The 15,444-nt window shown below is 44.9% G+C and carries 14 protein-coding genes, 1 tRNA gene, 1 rRNA gene and 1 pseudogene; 4 read left to right on the top strand and 13 right to left on the bottom strand.

The features are described 5' to 3' along the window. Window positions 1–174: 174 nt before the first annotated feature. Window positions 175–975: a flagellar motor stator protein MotA gene (motA, locus tag BMW94_RS28605; RefSeq protein WP_024628803.1), complete on the top strand. Its 801-nt coding sequence runs from the start codon at window positions 175–177 to the stop codon at window positions 973–975. After that, window positions 962–1,780, top strand: a complete 819-nt coding sequence (gene motB, locus BMW94_RS28600; protein ID WP_091002012.1) for a flagellar motor protein MotB — start codon at window positions 962–964, stop codon at window positions 1,778–1,780. The genes motA and motB overlap by 14 nt, the downstream gene beginning before the upstream one ends. 134 nt (window positions 1,781–1,914) lie before the next feature. Here motB and rluF read toward each other — a convergent pair whose 3' ends face one another. Both rluF and BMW94_RS28590 read right to left on the bottom strand, forming a co-directional pair. Further along, window positions 1,915–2,616 (bottom strand): 23S rRNA pseudouridine(2604) synthase RluF, encoded by a 702-nt coding sequence (gene rluF / locus BMW94_RS28595; protein ID WP_079697727.1) that lies wholly within the window; start codon window positions 2,614–2,616, stop codon window positions 1,915–1,917. 18 nt (window positions 2,617–2,634) lie between these two features. Then, window positions 2,635–4,974, bottom strand: coding sequence for a PAS domain S-box protein (locus BMW94_RS28590; RefSeq protein WP_091002010.1), 2,340 nt, complete (start codon window positions 4,972–4,974; stop codon window positions 2,635–2,637). A gap of 335 nt (window positions 4,975–5,309) precedes the next feature. On the opposite strand from BMW94_RS28590, the gene tadA reads away from it, so the two are divergent. Both tadA and BMW94_RS28580 read left to right on the top strand, forming a co-directional pair. After that, window positions 5,310–5,810: a tRNA adenosine(34) deaminase TadA gene (gene tadA / locus BMW94_RS28585; RefSeq protein WP_175480879.1), complete on the top strand. Its 501-nt coding sequence runs from the start codon at window positions 5,310–5,312 to the stop codon at window positions 5,808–5,810. A 34-nt stretch (window positions 5,811–5,844) separates the two neighbouring features. Then, window positions 5,845–6,408 (top strand): GNAT family N-acetyltransferase, encoded by a 564-nt coding sequence (locus tag BMW94_RS28580; RefSeq protein ID WP_091002008.1) that lies wholly within the window; start codon window positions 5,845–5,847, stop codon window positions 6,406–6,408. 90 nt (window positions 6,409–6,498) lie between these two features. On the opposite strand, the gene BMW94_RS28575 is transcribed toward BMW94_RS28580, so the two are convergent. From BMW94_RS28575 to rrf, 11 genes and pseudogenes are all read right to left on the bottom strand, one after another. Continuing rightward, the gene (locus tag BMW94_RS28575) at window positions 6,499–7,593 is read right to left on the bottom strand and encodes a hypothetical protein (protein ID WP_091002007.1); all 1,095 of its coding nucleotides are present in this window, start codon (window positions 7,591–7,593) and stop codon (window positions 6,499–6,501) included. Between the two features lie 266 nt (window positions 7,594–7,859). Beyond that, on the bottom strand, window positions 7,860–8,012 hold the full coding sequence (locus tag BMW94_RS28570; protein WP_091002006.1) for a small acid-soluble spore protein P: 153 nt from the start codon (window positions 8,010–8,012) through the stop codon (window positions 7,860–7,862). 24 nt (window positions 8,013–8,036) lie between these two features. Beyond that, a complete protein-coding gene (locus BMW94_RS30695; protein ID WP_175480878.1) occupies window positions 8,037–8,213 on the bottom strand; it encodes a hypothetical protein in 177 nt (58 codons plus the stop codon). A gap of 25 nt (window positions 8,214–8,238) precedes the next feature. Further along, complete coding sequence (locus tag BMW94_RS28565) at window positions 8,239–8,580, bottom strand: hypothetical protein (RefSeq protein ID WP_091002004.1); 342 nt, start codon at window positions 8,578–8,580, stop codon at window positions 8,239–8,241. A gap of 192 nt (window positions 8,581–8,772) precedes the next feature. After that, a tRNA-Ser gene (locus BMW94_RS28560) sits at window positions 8,773–8,861 on the bottom strand. A 282-nt stretch (window positions 8,862–9,143) separates the two neighbouring features. After that, window positions 9,144–10,427: a serine--tRNA ligase gene (serS, locus tag BMW94_RS28555; RefSeq protein ID WP_091002003.1), complete on the bottom strand. Its 1,284-nt coding sequence runs from the start codon at window positions 10,425–10,427 to the stop codon at window positions 9,144–9,146. Window positions 10,428–10,695: 268 nt separating this feature from the next. Then, the gene (gene pdxT, locus BMW94_RS28550) at window positions 10,696–11,286 is read right to left on the bottom strand and encodes a pyridoxal 5'-phosphate synthase glutaminase subunit PdxT (RefSeq protein ID WP_091002002.1); all 591 of its coding nucleotides are present in this window, start codon (window positions 11,284–11,286) and stop codon (window positions 10,696–10,698) included. 66 nt (window positions 11,287–11,352) lie between these two features. Beyond that, window positions 11,353–11,421 (bottom strand): annotated as a pseudogene (locus BMW94_RS30320) (hypothetical protein); the annotation flags it as partial. A gap of 295 nt (window positions 11,422–11,716) precedes the next feature. Beyond that, a complete protein-coding gene (locus BMW94_RS28540) occupies window positions 11,717–13,090 on the bottom strand; it encodes a D-alanyl-D-alanine carboxypeptidase family protein (protein ID WP_175480880.1) in 1,374 nt (457 codons plus the stop codon). Window positions 13,091–13,537: 447 nt separating this feature from the next. Next, window positions 13,538–14,995 (bottom strand): IMP dehydrogenase, encoded by a 1,458-nt coding sequence (gene guaB, locus BMW94_RS28535; RefSeq protein WP_024628817.1) that lies wholly within the window; start codon window positions 14,993–14,995, stop codon window positions 13,538–13,540. A gap of 356 nt (window positions 14,996–15,351) precedes the next feature. Next, window positions 15,352–15,444, bottom strand: a 5S ribosomal RNA gene (gene rrf / locus BMW94_RS28530); the annotation flags it as partial.

The following is a 15,444-nucleotide window of genomic DNA, read 5'->3' as shown; positions in this document are numbered from 1 at the left end:
TAACCCTTAAAAAAAAAGGCCATCTGGTCGATAAATACTATACATGACCGTTTTACTGTTTCTGCAACCCTAAAGGATGCCTAACATTAAACGGATTGCGGTGTAACGTTCGTCCGGAAGCCCGAATAAAGCCGCTTGAAAGGATTCAATTTTATCTCATGGATGAGGTGTATGATGGAAATTTCAACGATTATCGGACTAGTTTTAGGGCTGGTTTCACTTGTAGTGGGTATGTTCCTGAAGGGTGCGCCCCTGATCAACCTGGTTAACAACCCGGCAGCCTACGTTATTATTTTTGTTGGTACGGCAGCAACTATTTTCATGGCATTTCCCATGTCTGAAGTTAAAAAAATCCCCAAGCTTTTCGGGGTACTGTTCAAAAAGCAACAACTGATTGACCGTGTTTCTCTAATCGGCACATTTATGGACTGGGCTTCCACCACCCGTCGTGAAGGTTTGCTTGCACTTGAATCGAAAGTCGAAGATATTGATGATCAGTTCCTGCGCGGCGGTATGCGTATGATTATTGACGGCAATGATCAGGAATTTGTAAGTGATGTACTCATGGAAGATATTCATGCTACAGAAGAGCGCCATCGTGGCGGTGCCTTGATCTTCGCCCAAGCGGGGATGTATGCACCAACGCTCGGGGTACTCGGGGCCGTTGTAGGTCTCATCGCAGCGCTTGCCGATCTCAGTGATATGGAAAAGCTCTCGCATGCGATTGCAGCGGCGTTTATCGCGACACTTCTCGGTATCTTTAGTGGTTACGTGTTGTGGCATCCGATGTCCAATAAACTGAAGCGGATGTCCAAAAAAGAGATGGAAATCAAGCTGATGATGGTTGAAGGCTTGTTATCCATACAATCTGGTGTATCCACCATTGCCATTAATCAAAAATTATCTGTATTCCTGACACCTTCCGAACGTAGACAGTTGGAAGAGAAGGAGGGCTCATCAGGTGAAAAAGGCTAAAAAACACGAACCGCATGAAGAACATATAGACGAGAGTTGGTTGCTTCCCTACTCCGACTTGATGACGTTGCTGCTCGCTCTGTTTATCACATTATTCTCTATGAGCTCTATAGATGCAACGAAGTTTGAACAGATGGCTTCCGCACTGAGCAGCGCATTGAATGGTGGTTCGGGTGTACTGGATCATACCTCCATGAACCCTACAGAATCTACTACAGATTTGGGCAAGAACAAACAGCAGCCTGAAGAAATCACCAAGAAGACAGCGGCTCAGATTACGGATGCGCAGATGGCCCAGAAAGAACAGGAAGATCTGGAGAAACTCAAGAAAAAGCTTGATCAATATATTCAGAAAAATGGGCTTTCCGATCAGCTGAATACGAAGCTGAATCAGTCTGAGCTCAAAATCACGATCAGTGATAACGCCCTGTTCTCCTCAGGCCGCGCTGACGTTAAACCCGAGTCACGCTCGCTGGCCAAAGCCATCTCGAGCATGCTGCAGGAGTTCCCGGAATATGAGGTCGTTGTGTCTGGCCATACTGATAATGTTCCCATTTCGAACAGCCAATATAAGGATAACTGGGATTTGAGTGCCGATCGAGCACTGAATTTCCTCAAAATTCTGTTATTGAATCAGGCGCTGGACCCTTCGAAGTTCACACCTAGCGGTTATGGAGAGTATCACCCAGTCGCTAGCAACCAAACGGATGCTGGACGAGCTCAGAACCGTCGGGTAGAAGTTTCGATTATCCGGAAATATCAGAGTAACAACACGGCCGTGAAGGCAGTCGGACAAGGTAACTAAAGAATCGTTCGTTGTAGAAGCAAACTAATTGTTTAAGTCACTCTCCTTTATACCAGGAGAGTGACTTTTTTTCTATCCACTAATATAAAAAGCGCTGCTTCCCCTGAGGAAAGCAGCGCCCTAGTTATCATCATTTATTCCATATTATAATCTAGCAGAGTGCTTAATTCTGATTTTTCTGCGGCTGTCAGTTCTCTCCAGGTTCCTGTGGCCTGTTCCCCGAGATGAATATTCATAATACGAATCCGCTTCAACTTCCGAACCTCATAGCCAAATGCACTGCACATCCGGCGAATTTGACGGTTTTTTCCCTCTGTCAGAATAATGCGGAACACCCGCTCTGATATACGAGTTACCGTACAAGGCAGCGTCATTTCGCCAAGGATCTTGACTCCTGTGCTCATGCCTCTCAAGAAACTCGGCGTTACCGCACGATCGACGGTGACAATATATTCTTTCTCATGGCGTCCTTCTGCCCTTAGAATTCGATTGACGATATCACCGTCATTGGTCATCAGAATCAAACCTTCCGAATCCTTGTCCAGGCGACCAATGGGGAAGATGCGCTCTTTGTGTCCTACAAAATCAACGATATTCCCTTGGATGTGCTGTTCGGTTGTACTCGTTATTCCAATAGGTTTATTGAGCGCAATATATACGTGTTTCCGTTTTTCCTTAATAGGTTGACCATTAATTCGTACATCATCGCCATCTTCTGCTTGACTGCCCAGCTCTGCCGTCACTCCATTAATTGTTACTTTCCCGCTTTCCACCAATCTGTCGGCTTCCCGACGGGAACAAAAACCTGTTTCACTGATAAATTTATTAATTCGCAAAAGGTAATCTCACCTCATCTAGTTCTCTTCGTCTGTAGGTTCATTGTCCGTCTTATGCTCTTCCTCTATACGCTCCGTTTGCTGTTGGGAGGCAGGCAGATCGATAATGACGGTCGTTCCCTTGTTCATGACGCTTTTGATATCCATCATGCCCTTATGTGATTGAATAATGCGCTGGCTGACCATCAGGCCAAGCCCTGTTCCCGATTCCTTGCTTGTGAAGAAGGGTTCCCCCAGCTTAGGCATCAGTTCTTCTGGAATCCCAGTGCCTTCATCCTTAATTTCAATCCGAACCCGACTATTCTCTTCGTCATGATTGAGTTTAATTCGAATATTACCTCCGTCTGGCATGGCCTCCATGCCGTTCTTCAGCAAGTTAATGAAGACCTGCTTCAACTGGTTCTCTTCACAGTGTACCATAGCTGAATCCGATGAAGCATTCAATACAAATTCCACACCATGCAGATGCGCCTGACTATCCAGCAATGATATAACATCTCCCAGAATGAAGCGAATATCCCGTTCTTGAAAATGAACCGCTTGTGGTTTGGCTAGTATCAGAAACTCACCCACAATGAGATTAATTCGATCCAACTCTGACAGCATCAAATCCAGGTGACGATGATTGAGCTTGTTCGTCTCTTGTTGGAGCTGAAGAAACCCACGCAAGGTCGTAAGCGGATTACGAATCTCATGCGCAACCCCGGCTGCCAGCTGACCAACCGTCGTCAGTTTCTCGGAACGTCTGAGCAGTTCCTCCATACGATTACGGCTGGTAATATCCCTTGATACGCTGATCAGTGCTGTAATCTCGCCTGCTTCATCCCGGACTGGCGCTGTACTCACGCTGACTTCAACACGGCTACCGTCCTTCTTCAACCACGTTGTTTCATTGGACGTAATAGACATGCCCTCAATCAACTGGGCATGCTGCTCTTGCATCTCCTCTTCAGTACCAGGAGGTATGATCTTCAATTTACGGCCTTCAACTTCACGACTGCGCCAGCCGTACAACTGCTCAAAGGCACGGTTAACCCGCAGTACATTTCCATCCAGATCCGTAATATGAATCGCGTCTGCCGTTTGGTTAATGATCGATTCCAAATGCTCTTTTACCGCACGATTTTCTTCATACATCTGTTTCAAGCGATTCGTATAATGGCCCAAATTACGGATCATGGCATTAATGCGATTCGCTAATTGGCCCAGTTCGTCTTTCCTTCTTACTTTTAGACGGAAATCAAAATGGCCATCAGCCACATCATTCACTTTGCCCAGAATAGATTGAATTGGACGCGTAATATATCCCGCAAGCAAATAGCTGCCAAAGATCACAATCTCCAGCAACACAAGCGAAATCGAGGCATGGCTAACCAGTTGCTCCGATACCATGGAGGATATTTGCTTATAGTCCATGACAATACTAATCACATAAGATGATTCATTGGGGGTGAATATCGGAATGAAACTTTTGAGCACCTTCTGTTCATGAGTTTCACTGACAAAGGATACATTCTGCCCAGTACGAATTGCCCGTACAACCGCCTTGTGATCCTCTTCTGCGGCACCATATTGATATGTACCGAAACGAATAGGCCTGTTATTCAACTTGTTGTGGTTCGTATCCCTTCCGTCATTGCTCATGCTCGAGCTACCGAAGGTTAATGGATTGATACCTGTAATCTCCAGAATCGATGAATTCACTTCACGAATCTTATTCAAAATTTCGTCTGGACCAGAGATCTTCACATAGTCGTCAACAGCTTCATTATTATAGAAGGGATTGATTATGTAATTCCTCTTCCCATCATGATAGTAACCCCAGATATCAACATCTGACGGATTAGATGTTGAGTATTCGAATCCATCCGACCAAAAATGGTCCAATTTCTGTCCCTGTGAAATCGTAACCTGATGTTTTTCGAACAGCTGTTTAAATGCCTGATACCAGTACGTCATGGATTTGGTAGACAATCCAATCTCCTTTGGATCAGAAGACCGGGTAACCACAATATCATCAGCCGTTTGCTCCATCAACGAAATGTGGGAGACACCGACTTTTTCGCTCATGCGTACCAGATCTTCATTTGTGATATTATTGATATTCGGGTCCAGTTCTTCCGCTGCCATAACAGAGGCCAGCCATAGATTGTTTCCAATTTGTCGTTTTACATATTCTGAACTGGACTGACTCTGTTCGACAGCAATTGCAATCTGTTTGGCCGTAAGCACCATCTTGGTTTCGCTGTCCTGCCTTAAATTCTCTTCTGTAGTATAATAACTCAGTGCTATATTCAAAACCAAAATGACGAGCACTGAGCACGACATAATCATGGATAATTTCGTTTTAATAGACAACTTTTTCGTTCACCTCTCGGCTTGTACCCTCTGGCGATATATGGCAAAACCTATATCCATCATAACTGTTGTATGTCTATTTGAAAAGGATAATTGACGCTTGTCCAAAAGTTACCGCTTGGCTGAAAAGCGCGAAATCAATTGTATTTTGTCTTTTCCATGCCTACAATGGGAATAATCACTAAAACTTATACACAAATCCACAGGTATGTGGATAATATGTTCATAACTATGTGAGCAACTCGTTGGTTATCCACAGACTTATACACAACATGTTAACAAACGAATGTTTGTTCGCCGCACAAAATGCTCTTTGGAAGGAGTTTTACATTTTAATGAAGGATGACGTTCTCCAACCTGATCTTATGCATCTCTCCGAGGAGGCTCAGCACGAGCACTGGATGCGTGAAGCCATTGCTGAAGCATACAAAGCAGAAGCACTCGGGGAAGTCCCCATCGGGGCTGTAATTGTTCAACATAACCGCATTATTGGTCGTGGATATAACCTGCGTGAGACGACACTTGACTCCACAGCACATGCGGAGATGGTAGCCATCCGGCAGGCCAGTGAAGCCATAGGTGCATGGCGACTGCTGGATTGCAGTCTGTACGTCACACTGGAGCCCTGCCCTATGTGTGCAGGTGCCATTGTGCAATCCAGAGTGCCTCGAGTCATATATGGTACCGCTGATCCCAAGGCCGGATGTGCAGGAACGCTGATGAATCTGCTGCAGGAACCTCGTTTTAATCATCGAACCGAAGTGGTTGCTGACATTCTGAAACCAGAGTGCTCCACCATGCTGACTCAATTTTTCCGACGTTTACGCAAAAAATAGAATCTTACATCCATCTGGAAAGGAAGTGCATTCCATGCCGCTTACATTATACGACACACCAAAAGGAATAAGTCTCCGTTTACTTACTCTACAAGATACGGAGGCGTACCTTGCTCTTATTCAAATCACACGTCTTCCCTACCAAGCTGTAGAGCCTATCCGGGATGATGAATTCTATACGCTGCATGCGCAAACCAGACGCATTCAGGATAGAATTCATGCGGCTGAAGAAGGAACAGGTTATCAATTCGGAATTTTTACAATCGACGATGGTATTCTGATCGGTCAGGTTAGCTTGAACAATGTCGTTCAGGGCGTTGCCAATTATGCAGACATGGGGTACTTTATCCATCCAGACTACCAAGGCGGCGGACGAATGACCGCAGCCGTGAAGCTTGCTGTGTCCTACGCTTTCCGTGCCCTGAAGTTGAATCGTGTTCAGGCGGCTATTTTGTTATCCAATACCGGTTCCAAACGTGTTCTGGAGAAGAACGGCTTTCAGGCCGAAGGCATTGCTCGTAAATATCTCAAGATTAACGGAGAGTATCAGGATCATCAGATCTACGCTGTGCTGGCCGAGGACTTGAGTGAATCTTAACAGTAATTGAACAAATCATGGAACAACATGCAAAGAGCCACTCGACCCTAACGTCGAGTGGCTCTTTGCTTTAACTAATAATTCAGAGACTTAATATCCGTTAGACGCGTTCATTAGTTTTTCTAACTCATCCATTGTAATCACGTCTTCGCCAGTAGGAATATTGATTTTGAATGCTGGTTTCTCGTTAATTTTGGTGTAAGTGTTCGAACCAGTGAATGCAAGTTTAACTTCATCCTTGGTATCAGGTTGCTTAATCAACAGATCAGCAACCAATTTTTGATACACCGGGAAATCTTTTTTGTCCAAAGCAAAATCAATGTGGAACTGGTTAATGGTCAGTATATCTTTTAATTGATCCAGATCTTTAGCCATTTCAGCTTGATTGGCTTCAGTAATTTTCAGATCCTCTTTGGCTTTGTCGATATCTTCCTGACTCATTTGCAACATGTCACGGTACTCTTCTTTAGAGATGATATCAAGCACTTTTGGCAATGCTTTGGTTACCAGGACCGTAACGGCTTCTTTTACATTGTCATTGTTGACCGAAAATTGAACAACTTGCTTGGCATCCAAACCTTCAGGAAGCTGCGCATCCTTCACGTCCAGGTTTTTAAAGAATTTATCCTGATCGTACTCGCTCAGGACCGCATCCATAACTTCATTGCTCAGCTTTTGTGTTTTCGCTGCATCCATAGCATCCGGATTCCATTCCGTTCCTTCTTGCTCAGCCAGTTCTTTCAGATCCAGCTCCAGGAATTTACCAACAACCGTTTCCGGAATCGGGAAGAACGGAATACTTGGTACCTTCACATATAACTTCTCAGCGGTCATAACCATTGGAATGGTAAATGTCATACCCATATCGCCTTTAAGCTCAATACCTACCGTCATTTCGGTCTGCATTGGCTCGCTTTGGTATACGCCAGTTACATTCAACTGAGCATCCTTCAGCATACTCATAAACTGAGACATCGTTGGATCCTGTTGTGACTCGTCTGCAGCTTTATAGCTCAATTCATTAATAGTGAAGTTAGAACTCATCTCATACGAAGTCAGTTTGGAAGCATTGGCTGCCGCCGTCTTCAATGCCTCTTTTGGCTCTTGCTTGCTGCTACATGCTGTCAGTGCCATGGATACGGTTAACAGCAACGTAAGAAGAAGCGCCCCCATACGTTTAGTCATTTGTTTCTCTCCTCTCGTGATAGCCCCAAAAAAATAATTCAATATCAATGATATACCATTTATTCTGAAACGGAAACACGATTTGGGAAATTTGTGATCTTTACTCTCTAAATTGGCTACAAAGACCTATGTAAGCTTTAGATATCCATGGCATGCATCTCTAATTCATGTATGAACACGCAAAAACCCCGGTTTGTTAACCGGAGTTATAGGTTATGGTTATGCATTTAATATGTGCTAAAGAGAGGAATGATTGTTCCTTTAACTTAGCCTTGAGGATTGTGATGATCCACATGGTTCTGGTTTTTCACTTTTTTGGAGCCGGATAACGGTTCCTGCATGGAGGAATGCTTTTCCGGTTTTCGGTGCTGCACAGCAGCCTGAGCTTCAGGCACAGGTGTTGTTTTGGGTTTACTCATGTAGTTCCCTCCTCTTCATTTGGATTAGGAATGGGATGGGTCTATATCTTCCGTTTTGTCATGATTCAAGGAATCCTGATGCCGGCGGTCATTCGAGTCCTGTTGAATTTGCTGGGCATGGTGGCTATTCACAGGGGTTTGATCCAGATCTGCGACTACATTTTGCAGGTTTTTATCTGTTCCAGCTTTGGCTTTGCTCACGTATTACCACTCCTTTGACGTCTGCCTAATGTCTGGTTTTGGTTTGCAACGACTGGGCACATTCATGAATATGACGCGTGTAATCCTGAGCCAATTCCTGAATGGGCTCTGTACGCTCATCCGTCGTCCTTCCATCACGCTCCACATCAATCAGCTGCACACTGACTTCACGAGAATCCACATAGGCACACTTGAAGTCAAAAGAGTACATCTGGTGTCCCGCTGTTGCGATGTGAATTCGAATAGCCTGTTGATCAGCCTCGTCAGCCATAACCTGAGCACGATCTCCGACATTTAGAACTTTAGGCAACCTTTCCTGCCAAGCACCTACAAGCTCTGTCTGATCTATGTTTAATTCGCGGTTCATCTTACCACCTCCACTCTTATATAAAGTGCGGCGATTCGAATGTTTTTATGCATCACACAGATAATGAAACAAACTGATCCTCCGTCGTAAAGATGCTCTGAAGATACAGCGTTTAGCCGCTGTGCTATATGTATAAATATATGCAAAAAAGGACCCGAGCTTATCGCTCGAATCCTTATCATAATTGTAGTATGGCGGAGAGGGTGGGATTCGAACCCACGTGGAGTTGCCCCCTAACGGTTTTCAAGACCGCCCCGTTATGACCGCTTCGGTACCTCTCCAGGGAATTAATTTTTATAAACTTGCCACGAAATAGATCATACCATAATTTTATGGCAGAAAGCAACCCTTTTATATTGTTTTTATATTCAATACATCAAAAAGGGAATTTACACCTGCTAAGTAACGGTAACCAGCGCTCCTGATGATTGAAAAGGTTGTTCAGAATCTTTTTAGCCTTTTCTGTATACTACAAGAAACCGTCTCCTTGTGAAAATGGAACGTTCTAAACACTTCCATTTGTCAGGGGACGGTTTTTTATTTCATTCATTTAGTTGAACATCCTAGGAACGACGGGCAATCACGCTAACTCCGCCCATGTAAGGACGCAGTGCCTCAGGTATAACCACTGTTCCATCTTCTTGTTGGTAGTTCTCCAGAATAGCAGCTACTGTACGCCCCACTGCCAGTCCTGAACCATTTAACGTATGGACGAATTCAGGCTTTGCTTTTGGCTCTCTACGGAAACGGATATTAGCCCGACGTGCTTGGAAGTCTTCACAGTTGGAGCAAGACGAGATTTCGCGATACGTATTGCTTTCTGGCAACCAGACCTCAATGTCATACGTTTTGGCAGAAGTGAAGCCCATATCTGCTGTACACAACGTCAGTACGCGGTAAGGCAGCCCCAATAATTGAAGCACACGTTCCGCATTTTGGGTCATGTTCTCCAATTCCTCATAAGAGGTCTCAGGAGAAGACAGTTTCAACAACTCAACTTTATTGAACTGATGCTGACGAATCAAGCCGCGTGTATCCCGTCCAGCAGAACCTGCTTCGGATCGGAAACATGAGCTGTATGCCACAAAGTGTTTAGGCAGTTGGTCTGCATTCAAAATCTCTTCGCGATGATAGTTCGTTACCGGAACTTCAGCGGTAGGGATCAAATAATACTCGGTATCTTTCAGCTTGAACAAATCTTCCTCGAATTTTGGCAGTTGACCTGTCCCAAACAAGCTGTCACGGTTAACGATGTATGGAGGCAGAATCTCTTCATACCCATGCTGATCGCTGTGCAGATCCATCATAAAGTTGATCAAAGCGCGTTCCAAACGTGCACCCAGCCCTTTATAAAAGGTAAAACGGGAGCCTGTTACTTTGGCAGCCGCTTCAAAATCAAGAATGTCGAGGTCCTGTGCGATTTCCCAGTGTGCTTTTGGTGTAAATGAAAACGACTTCGGCTCTTCCCAACGACGAATCTCCACATTATCATCTTCGGACGCACCGACAGGTACACTCTCGTTAGGGATGTTCGGGATCGCCATAGTCAGATCGTTGATCTTCACTTCCAACTCACGTACTTCTTCATCCATTGCTTTGATTCGATCAGAGACCTCACGCATCTCAAGGATCAACTCATCCGCATTTTCACCACTCTTTTTGAGCTTGGCAACTTCTCCGGATACCGTATTCCGGCGACTTTTCAGGGTTTCACTCTCTTGCAGCAACTCACGACGCTTGGCATCCATGTCCGTGAACCCGGCGATTAGATCCAGCGATTTGCCACGTTTCGTCAACGCTTCTTCAACACGTGCGTACTCATTCCGCAATATTTTCACATCAAGCACTAGATACCCCTCCTAAATAACACCACAAAGTAGAAACCTTCCTTATTAACTCATACCAGAACTTTGCAGCTCCGTATAACTTCATCATTCCTCAATGGTAAAAAAACAACCTATGGCCTTCTGTGCTACCCTACGCTGCGATTCCCGCTTTGGAAGCAGATACGGGCAACATCAGGTATCTGACCAGACAGCACCAAGCCAGCAAGCCTTATGAGCCTCTGGAGGACTGATCCGGTTCACCGGCAGATCATAGGTTGTATATCAATCACTATTGGTTCTGTACAGGCTGTTTATACGACCTAGCCATGTCCACAAAGTAAGCATGCAGTCGATAATCATCTGTCAGTTCAGGGTGATAGGAGCAAGCCAGCAGATGCCCCTGGCGAGCAGTAACAATCTCATCCTTGTAAGTGGAGAGAACTTCTACCTCTTCTCCTACACTCTCAATCAGGGGTGCCCGGATGAACACAGCCCTTACCGTCTCCTCAATGCCTTTTACCGGAAGATCCGTTTCAAAGCTTTCCCTCTGCCGTCCAAATGCATTTCTGGATACGGTCATATCCATTAGCTCCAGATGAGCTTCCTCTTGTCCTTCAATATGTTTGGCCATAACAATCAAACCAGCACAGGTGCCGAATACCGGTTTACCCTCAGCAGCGAATGCCCGAATGGCCTCCATAAAACCATATTTGCGCATCAGTTTGCCAATTGTGGTACTTTCACCACCAGGAAGAATCAACCCATCCAGCTCCTTGAGTTGCTGAACCTGTTTGATCGCTATTCCCTCTGCTCCGGCCCGTTCAATACTACGAATATGCTCGGTGACAGCTCCCTGAAGTGCTAAAACGCCGATCTTCATTTAAAGTCCACCTTTCTCTTACCAGCCGCGATCCTTCATGCGCTCGGAAGGTGCAAGTTTGGAATGGGTACGAATCATGGAAGCCCATTCGCCAATCTGGCGCAACGCTTCACCCAAGTCCTTGGCGCCACATAATGTCCGATTCACGCTTTGGCACCTCTTTTAACGCGTGCTATTGCCATTTCCATACCCTAACCCTACCTTAATGGATATATCGTTCTTATCCATGAACAGGATGTGGAATATGCAGTGTCAGTTAGAAGAACAATAGACTTTTTAACTGATTTATACGTAGAATTCTAACTTGATATTTTACCGGAAAAATTGTAAATATACAATCCATCCGGTCGGAATTACTTGTATTTTGTCAATGGTCTAACGACACTATATTAAAAATGTAATATTAACCCGTCTTCCTTCACCATGTCTATTAGAACAGGTTTTTGATGCCATCAAACAGATCAACGAAAAAATCTTTCACTGCACGGAAGAAGAGACGGAACCAACCGCCTTTTTCGGCTTCTTCTGCGGTGATGAGGTTCACTGTCTTCTCTTGTGGCTCAATTCCTTCAGCCTTGTACGTATAAGTAACCGTCCCAACCTTGGTTCCGGCCTTAATTGGAGCAACCAACTTATCAGCTTCAGTTACATTCGCTTTAAATGTCACGTCCAGGTTTTGAGTACCTTTAGGTACAACGAAACTTACTGCATTATCCGTTACAACAGGTACTGTTGTTTCCTTCCCTTTCTTCAAAGGTACAGCTTCCCAGCCTGTGACTTTAGTTTTAGCAGCAACCGCCTGTTTCACTTCAAAATTGTTGAATCCGAAGTCCAGTACTTTCTTTGTTTCTCTGAAACGCGCTGGCTCCGAATCGGTCCCCATAACAACACTGATCAGACGCATGCCATTGCGTTCAGCCGTACCTGTGAAGTTATTGCCTGCGTTCGTGGTATGTCCCGTTTTCATCCCGTCCAGACCCTCATAGGCATAGCTTTTGAAGTTGGTTATATTTTTATTCGCTTCCAGCATCCAGTTATAGTTAACGATTGGATCTTTATCATTCGGCCGAAACTTGTAGGATTGAATCGTTGTGAAATCTGTGTAGTCCGGGTGATCCATAATGATATATCTGCACAAAATGGCTGCATCTCGTGCCGACATAACGATTTCTTTATCCTCAGTTGGGCGGAAGTCCGCAGGCATATCTGCACGATCCAGTCCTGTGGAGTTGATGAAGTAGCTATCTTTCATTCCCATACGCTTCGCTTCATCATTCATCATTTTCACAAAGTCTTGTTCGGAGCCTGCCACATGTTCAGCCAAAGCTACCGTTGCATCATTGGCAGAACCAACAGCCATAGCAATGTACAACTCCTTGACTGTATGTTGGTCACCTTCTGCGAGGAAAATCCGTGATCCAGTACTTTCCGCTGCGTTCTTTTTGACTGTAACGACATCATCCCAGTTTAATTTCCCCTGTTTGACCTGCTCAGCCACAATATACTCGGTCATCATTTTCGTCATGCTGGCAGGCGGCATAGCTTTATCCGCATTCACATTGAGCAGAATCTGGCCCGTTGAAGCCTCCATCAGTATGGCTGATTTAACATCGAGTCCCAGTGAGTCTGCCGAAGGAATGTCCACGGCTTTTTCAGTCTTCGTTGTTGTAGCTGCCGCGGTCAACACCTGACCCGAATCGTTTGCAGCAGCCATAACAGGCATTACCGCAGACATGCAGAGCATATTAATCAGCATAACCGAGGCTACGCTTTTTTTGAGCATTTGACGTTTTTTCTTATTCATTTGTTTGGCTTTCAATGATGAATACTCCCTTCGGTCCGAAGCTTTCTATTGAGTGCTTCAGTGCAGCTTGAGCTGCAATATTTTCTTAGTTCCCTAATAGGTGGAGATGATGTGTGAGATGTGTCGTATATGCGCTGTATCGAAAGAGCGATGTCATTGCTCCTAAAGTTCGAATCGATTGTCACTTAGTTAGCATTAAATGAAATGCTTATGTAAAAGGACGTCCGCGCTTCTTTTTTCGCTGGGCAACCTTCAACCTTTGTCTATCACTCAAAATTCATTGTCAGAAGCAGTTTCATAGACTCACGTCAAAAAACCGCCGCAACGCCCTAATCCATTAAAGGATCATCACCGCTTGTTCTATTCTATCACAGGGGTATCCGCAAAAAAAGACAGGCTCGGCGAAAATCGCCAAGCCTGTCTTGGAAATGATTAACTCAGTTCAGATTACAACGAGTAGTTAGGTGCTTCTTTCGTAATCTGTACATCATGCGGATGACTTTCACGAAGTCCTGCACCTGTGATACGAATAAACTGAGTGTTGTTACGAAGCTGCTCCAAACTGCTTGTACCACAGTATCCCATACCTGAACGTAGACCACCAATCAACTGATGAATCGTATCAGACAATGGACCTTTGTAAGCAACACGTCCCTCAATTCCTTCAGGAACCAGTTTCTTGTCATCATCCTGGAAGTAACGATCTTTACTTCCTTGTTTCATTGCAGCCATTGAACCCATACCGCGGTATACTTTGTAGCTACGTCCTTGGAAGATTTCCGTTTCTCCAGGGCTTTCTGCCGTACCTGCAAACAAGCTTCCCAGCATAACTGCATGGGCACCTGCAGCAAGAGCCTTGGTAATCTCACCAGAGTACTTAATACCACCGTCAGCAATGATTGGTACGCCATATTCACGTGCTACATTGGCACAATCGTAAACTGCTGTAACTTGAGGAACACCAATACCAGCAATTACACGAGTTGTACAGATGGAACCTGGACCAATTCCGACTTTGACAACGGATGCCCCAGCTTCGATCAACTCACGAGTTGCATCGCCTGTAGCAACGTTACCTGCAACAATGGTCAGGTTCGGGAAACGCTCACGCAGCTGACGAACTGCATCAATGATGTTAATGTGATGTCCGTGTGCCGAGTCTACCGTAATCAGGTCCACACCGGCTTGAACCAGTGCATCCGCACGTTCAAAGGTGTCTTTGGAAATCCCAATTGCTGCTCCAACCAACAAACGTCCTTGTGCATCTTTAGCTGCGTTAGGGAATTGAATTGCTTTTTCAATATCTTTAATCGTAATGAGGCCTTTCAGTGTGTTGGACTCATCTACTAATGGAAGTTTCTCGATTTTATGCTTCTGGAGAATGCCTTCTGCTTCTTGCAGTGTAGTACCTACAGGCGCAGTAACCAAATTCTCACGAGTCATGACTTCGCTGATTTTAATGGAGAAATCGTGGATGAAACGCAAGTCCCGATTTGTCAGGATACCAACAAGCTTTTGATCTCCTTCAACAATGGGTACACCGGAAATGCGATATTTGGCCATAACCGATTCTGCATCAGAAACCAGATGTTCCGCTGTCAATGAGAACGGGTTGGTAATAACGCCACTCTCCGAGCGTTTAACCCGATCCACTTCCTCCGCTTGCTGCTCAACAGACATATTTTTATGGATGATACCAATACCGCCTTCACGGGCAATGGCAATAGCCAATGTCGCTTCAGTAACAGTATCCATACCAGCACTAATCAAAGGAATATTCAGTTTTACGCTGTCACTCAAACGAACAGATACGTCCACCTCTTTTGGCAGTGTCTCGGATTTCCGGGGCACCAGCAGTACATCGTCGAAGGTGAAACCTTCCTTACCAAATTTATCTTCCCACACGCGGGCGTTCCTCCTTATGTTTGCTCAGCTTTACGGTCCAAAACCCGAAGATCTCAGGCTGTATTTTATGCCGAAAATACGTTTTCTGAAAAATTTATTATTGCCATCTTAGCAAAGCGTTATTTAGACTGTCAAGGGAAACTCCCTGGTTATATTAGGTGTATTGCCTGATGCATACAACTGTATTTGTCATACGGACAGGTTCATTTTATATATATGAAACGCCACTCATAACGAGTGGCGCTTATGTATGTAGAGTCATTTAGTGCACTATCTTTAAACTAATAGTTAATGCTAATTTTTGCTTATAAACACAAATAAAAACCACCACCGAATAACATCGGCAGTGGTTCTTTGCTTGGCGGCGTCCTACTCTCCCAGGACCCTGCGGTCCAAGTACCATCGGCGCTAGAGGGCTTAACGGTCGTGTTCGGGATGGGTACGTGTGG

The organism is Paenibacillus sp. OK003, from assembly GCF_900109515.1.
Taxonomy (GTDB): Bacteria; Bacillota; Bacilli; order Paenibacillales; family Paenibacillaceae; genus Paenibacillus; species Paenibacillus marchantiae.
The sequence above is the reverse complement of the archived record's forward strand: the minus strand, read 5'-3'. Positions and strand labels throughout refer to the sequence as shown.

Excerpts from the sequence above, each read along its gene's own strand:
- motA (WP_024628803.1), top strand. The coding sequence starts at position 175 with ATGGAAATTTCAACGATTATCGGACTAGTTTTAGGGCTGGTTTCACTT.
- tadA (WP_175480879.1), top strand. The coding sequence starts at position 5,310 with ATGAAGGATGACGTTCTCCAACCTGATCTTATGCATCTCTCCGAGGAG.
- BMW94_RS28580 (WP_091002008.1), top strand. The coding sequence starts at position 5,845 with ATGCCGCTTACATTATACGACACACCAAAAGGAATAAGTCTCCGTTTA.
- BMW94_RS28575 (WP_091002007.1), bottom strand. The coding sequence starts at position 7,593 with ATGACTAAACGTATGGGGGCGCTTCTTCTTACGTTGCTGTTAACCGTA.
- BMW94_RS28570 (WP_091002006.1), bottom strand. The coding sequence starts at position 8,012 with ATGAGTAAACCCAAAACAACACCTGTGCCTGAAGCTCAGGCTGCTGTG.
- BMW94_RS28565 (WP_091002004.1), bottom strand. The coding sequence starts at position 8,580 with ATGAACCGCGAATTAAACATAGATCAGACAGAGCTTGTAGGTGCTTGG.
- pdxT (WP_091002002.1), bottom strand. The coding sequence starts at position 11,286 with ATGAAGATCGGCGTTTTAGCACTTCAGGGAGCTGTCACCGAGCATATT.
- BMW94_RS28540 (WP_175480880.1), bottom strand. The coding sequence starts at position 13,090 with ATGAATAAGAAAAAACGTCAAATGCTCAAAAAAAGCGTAGCCTCGGTT.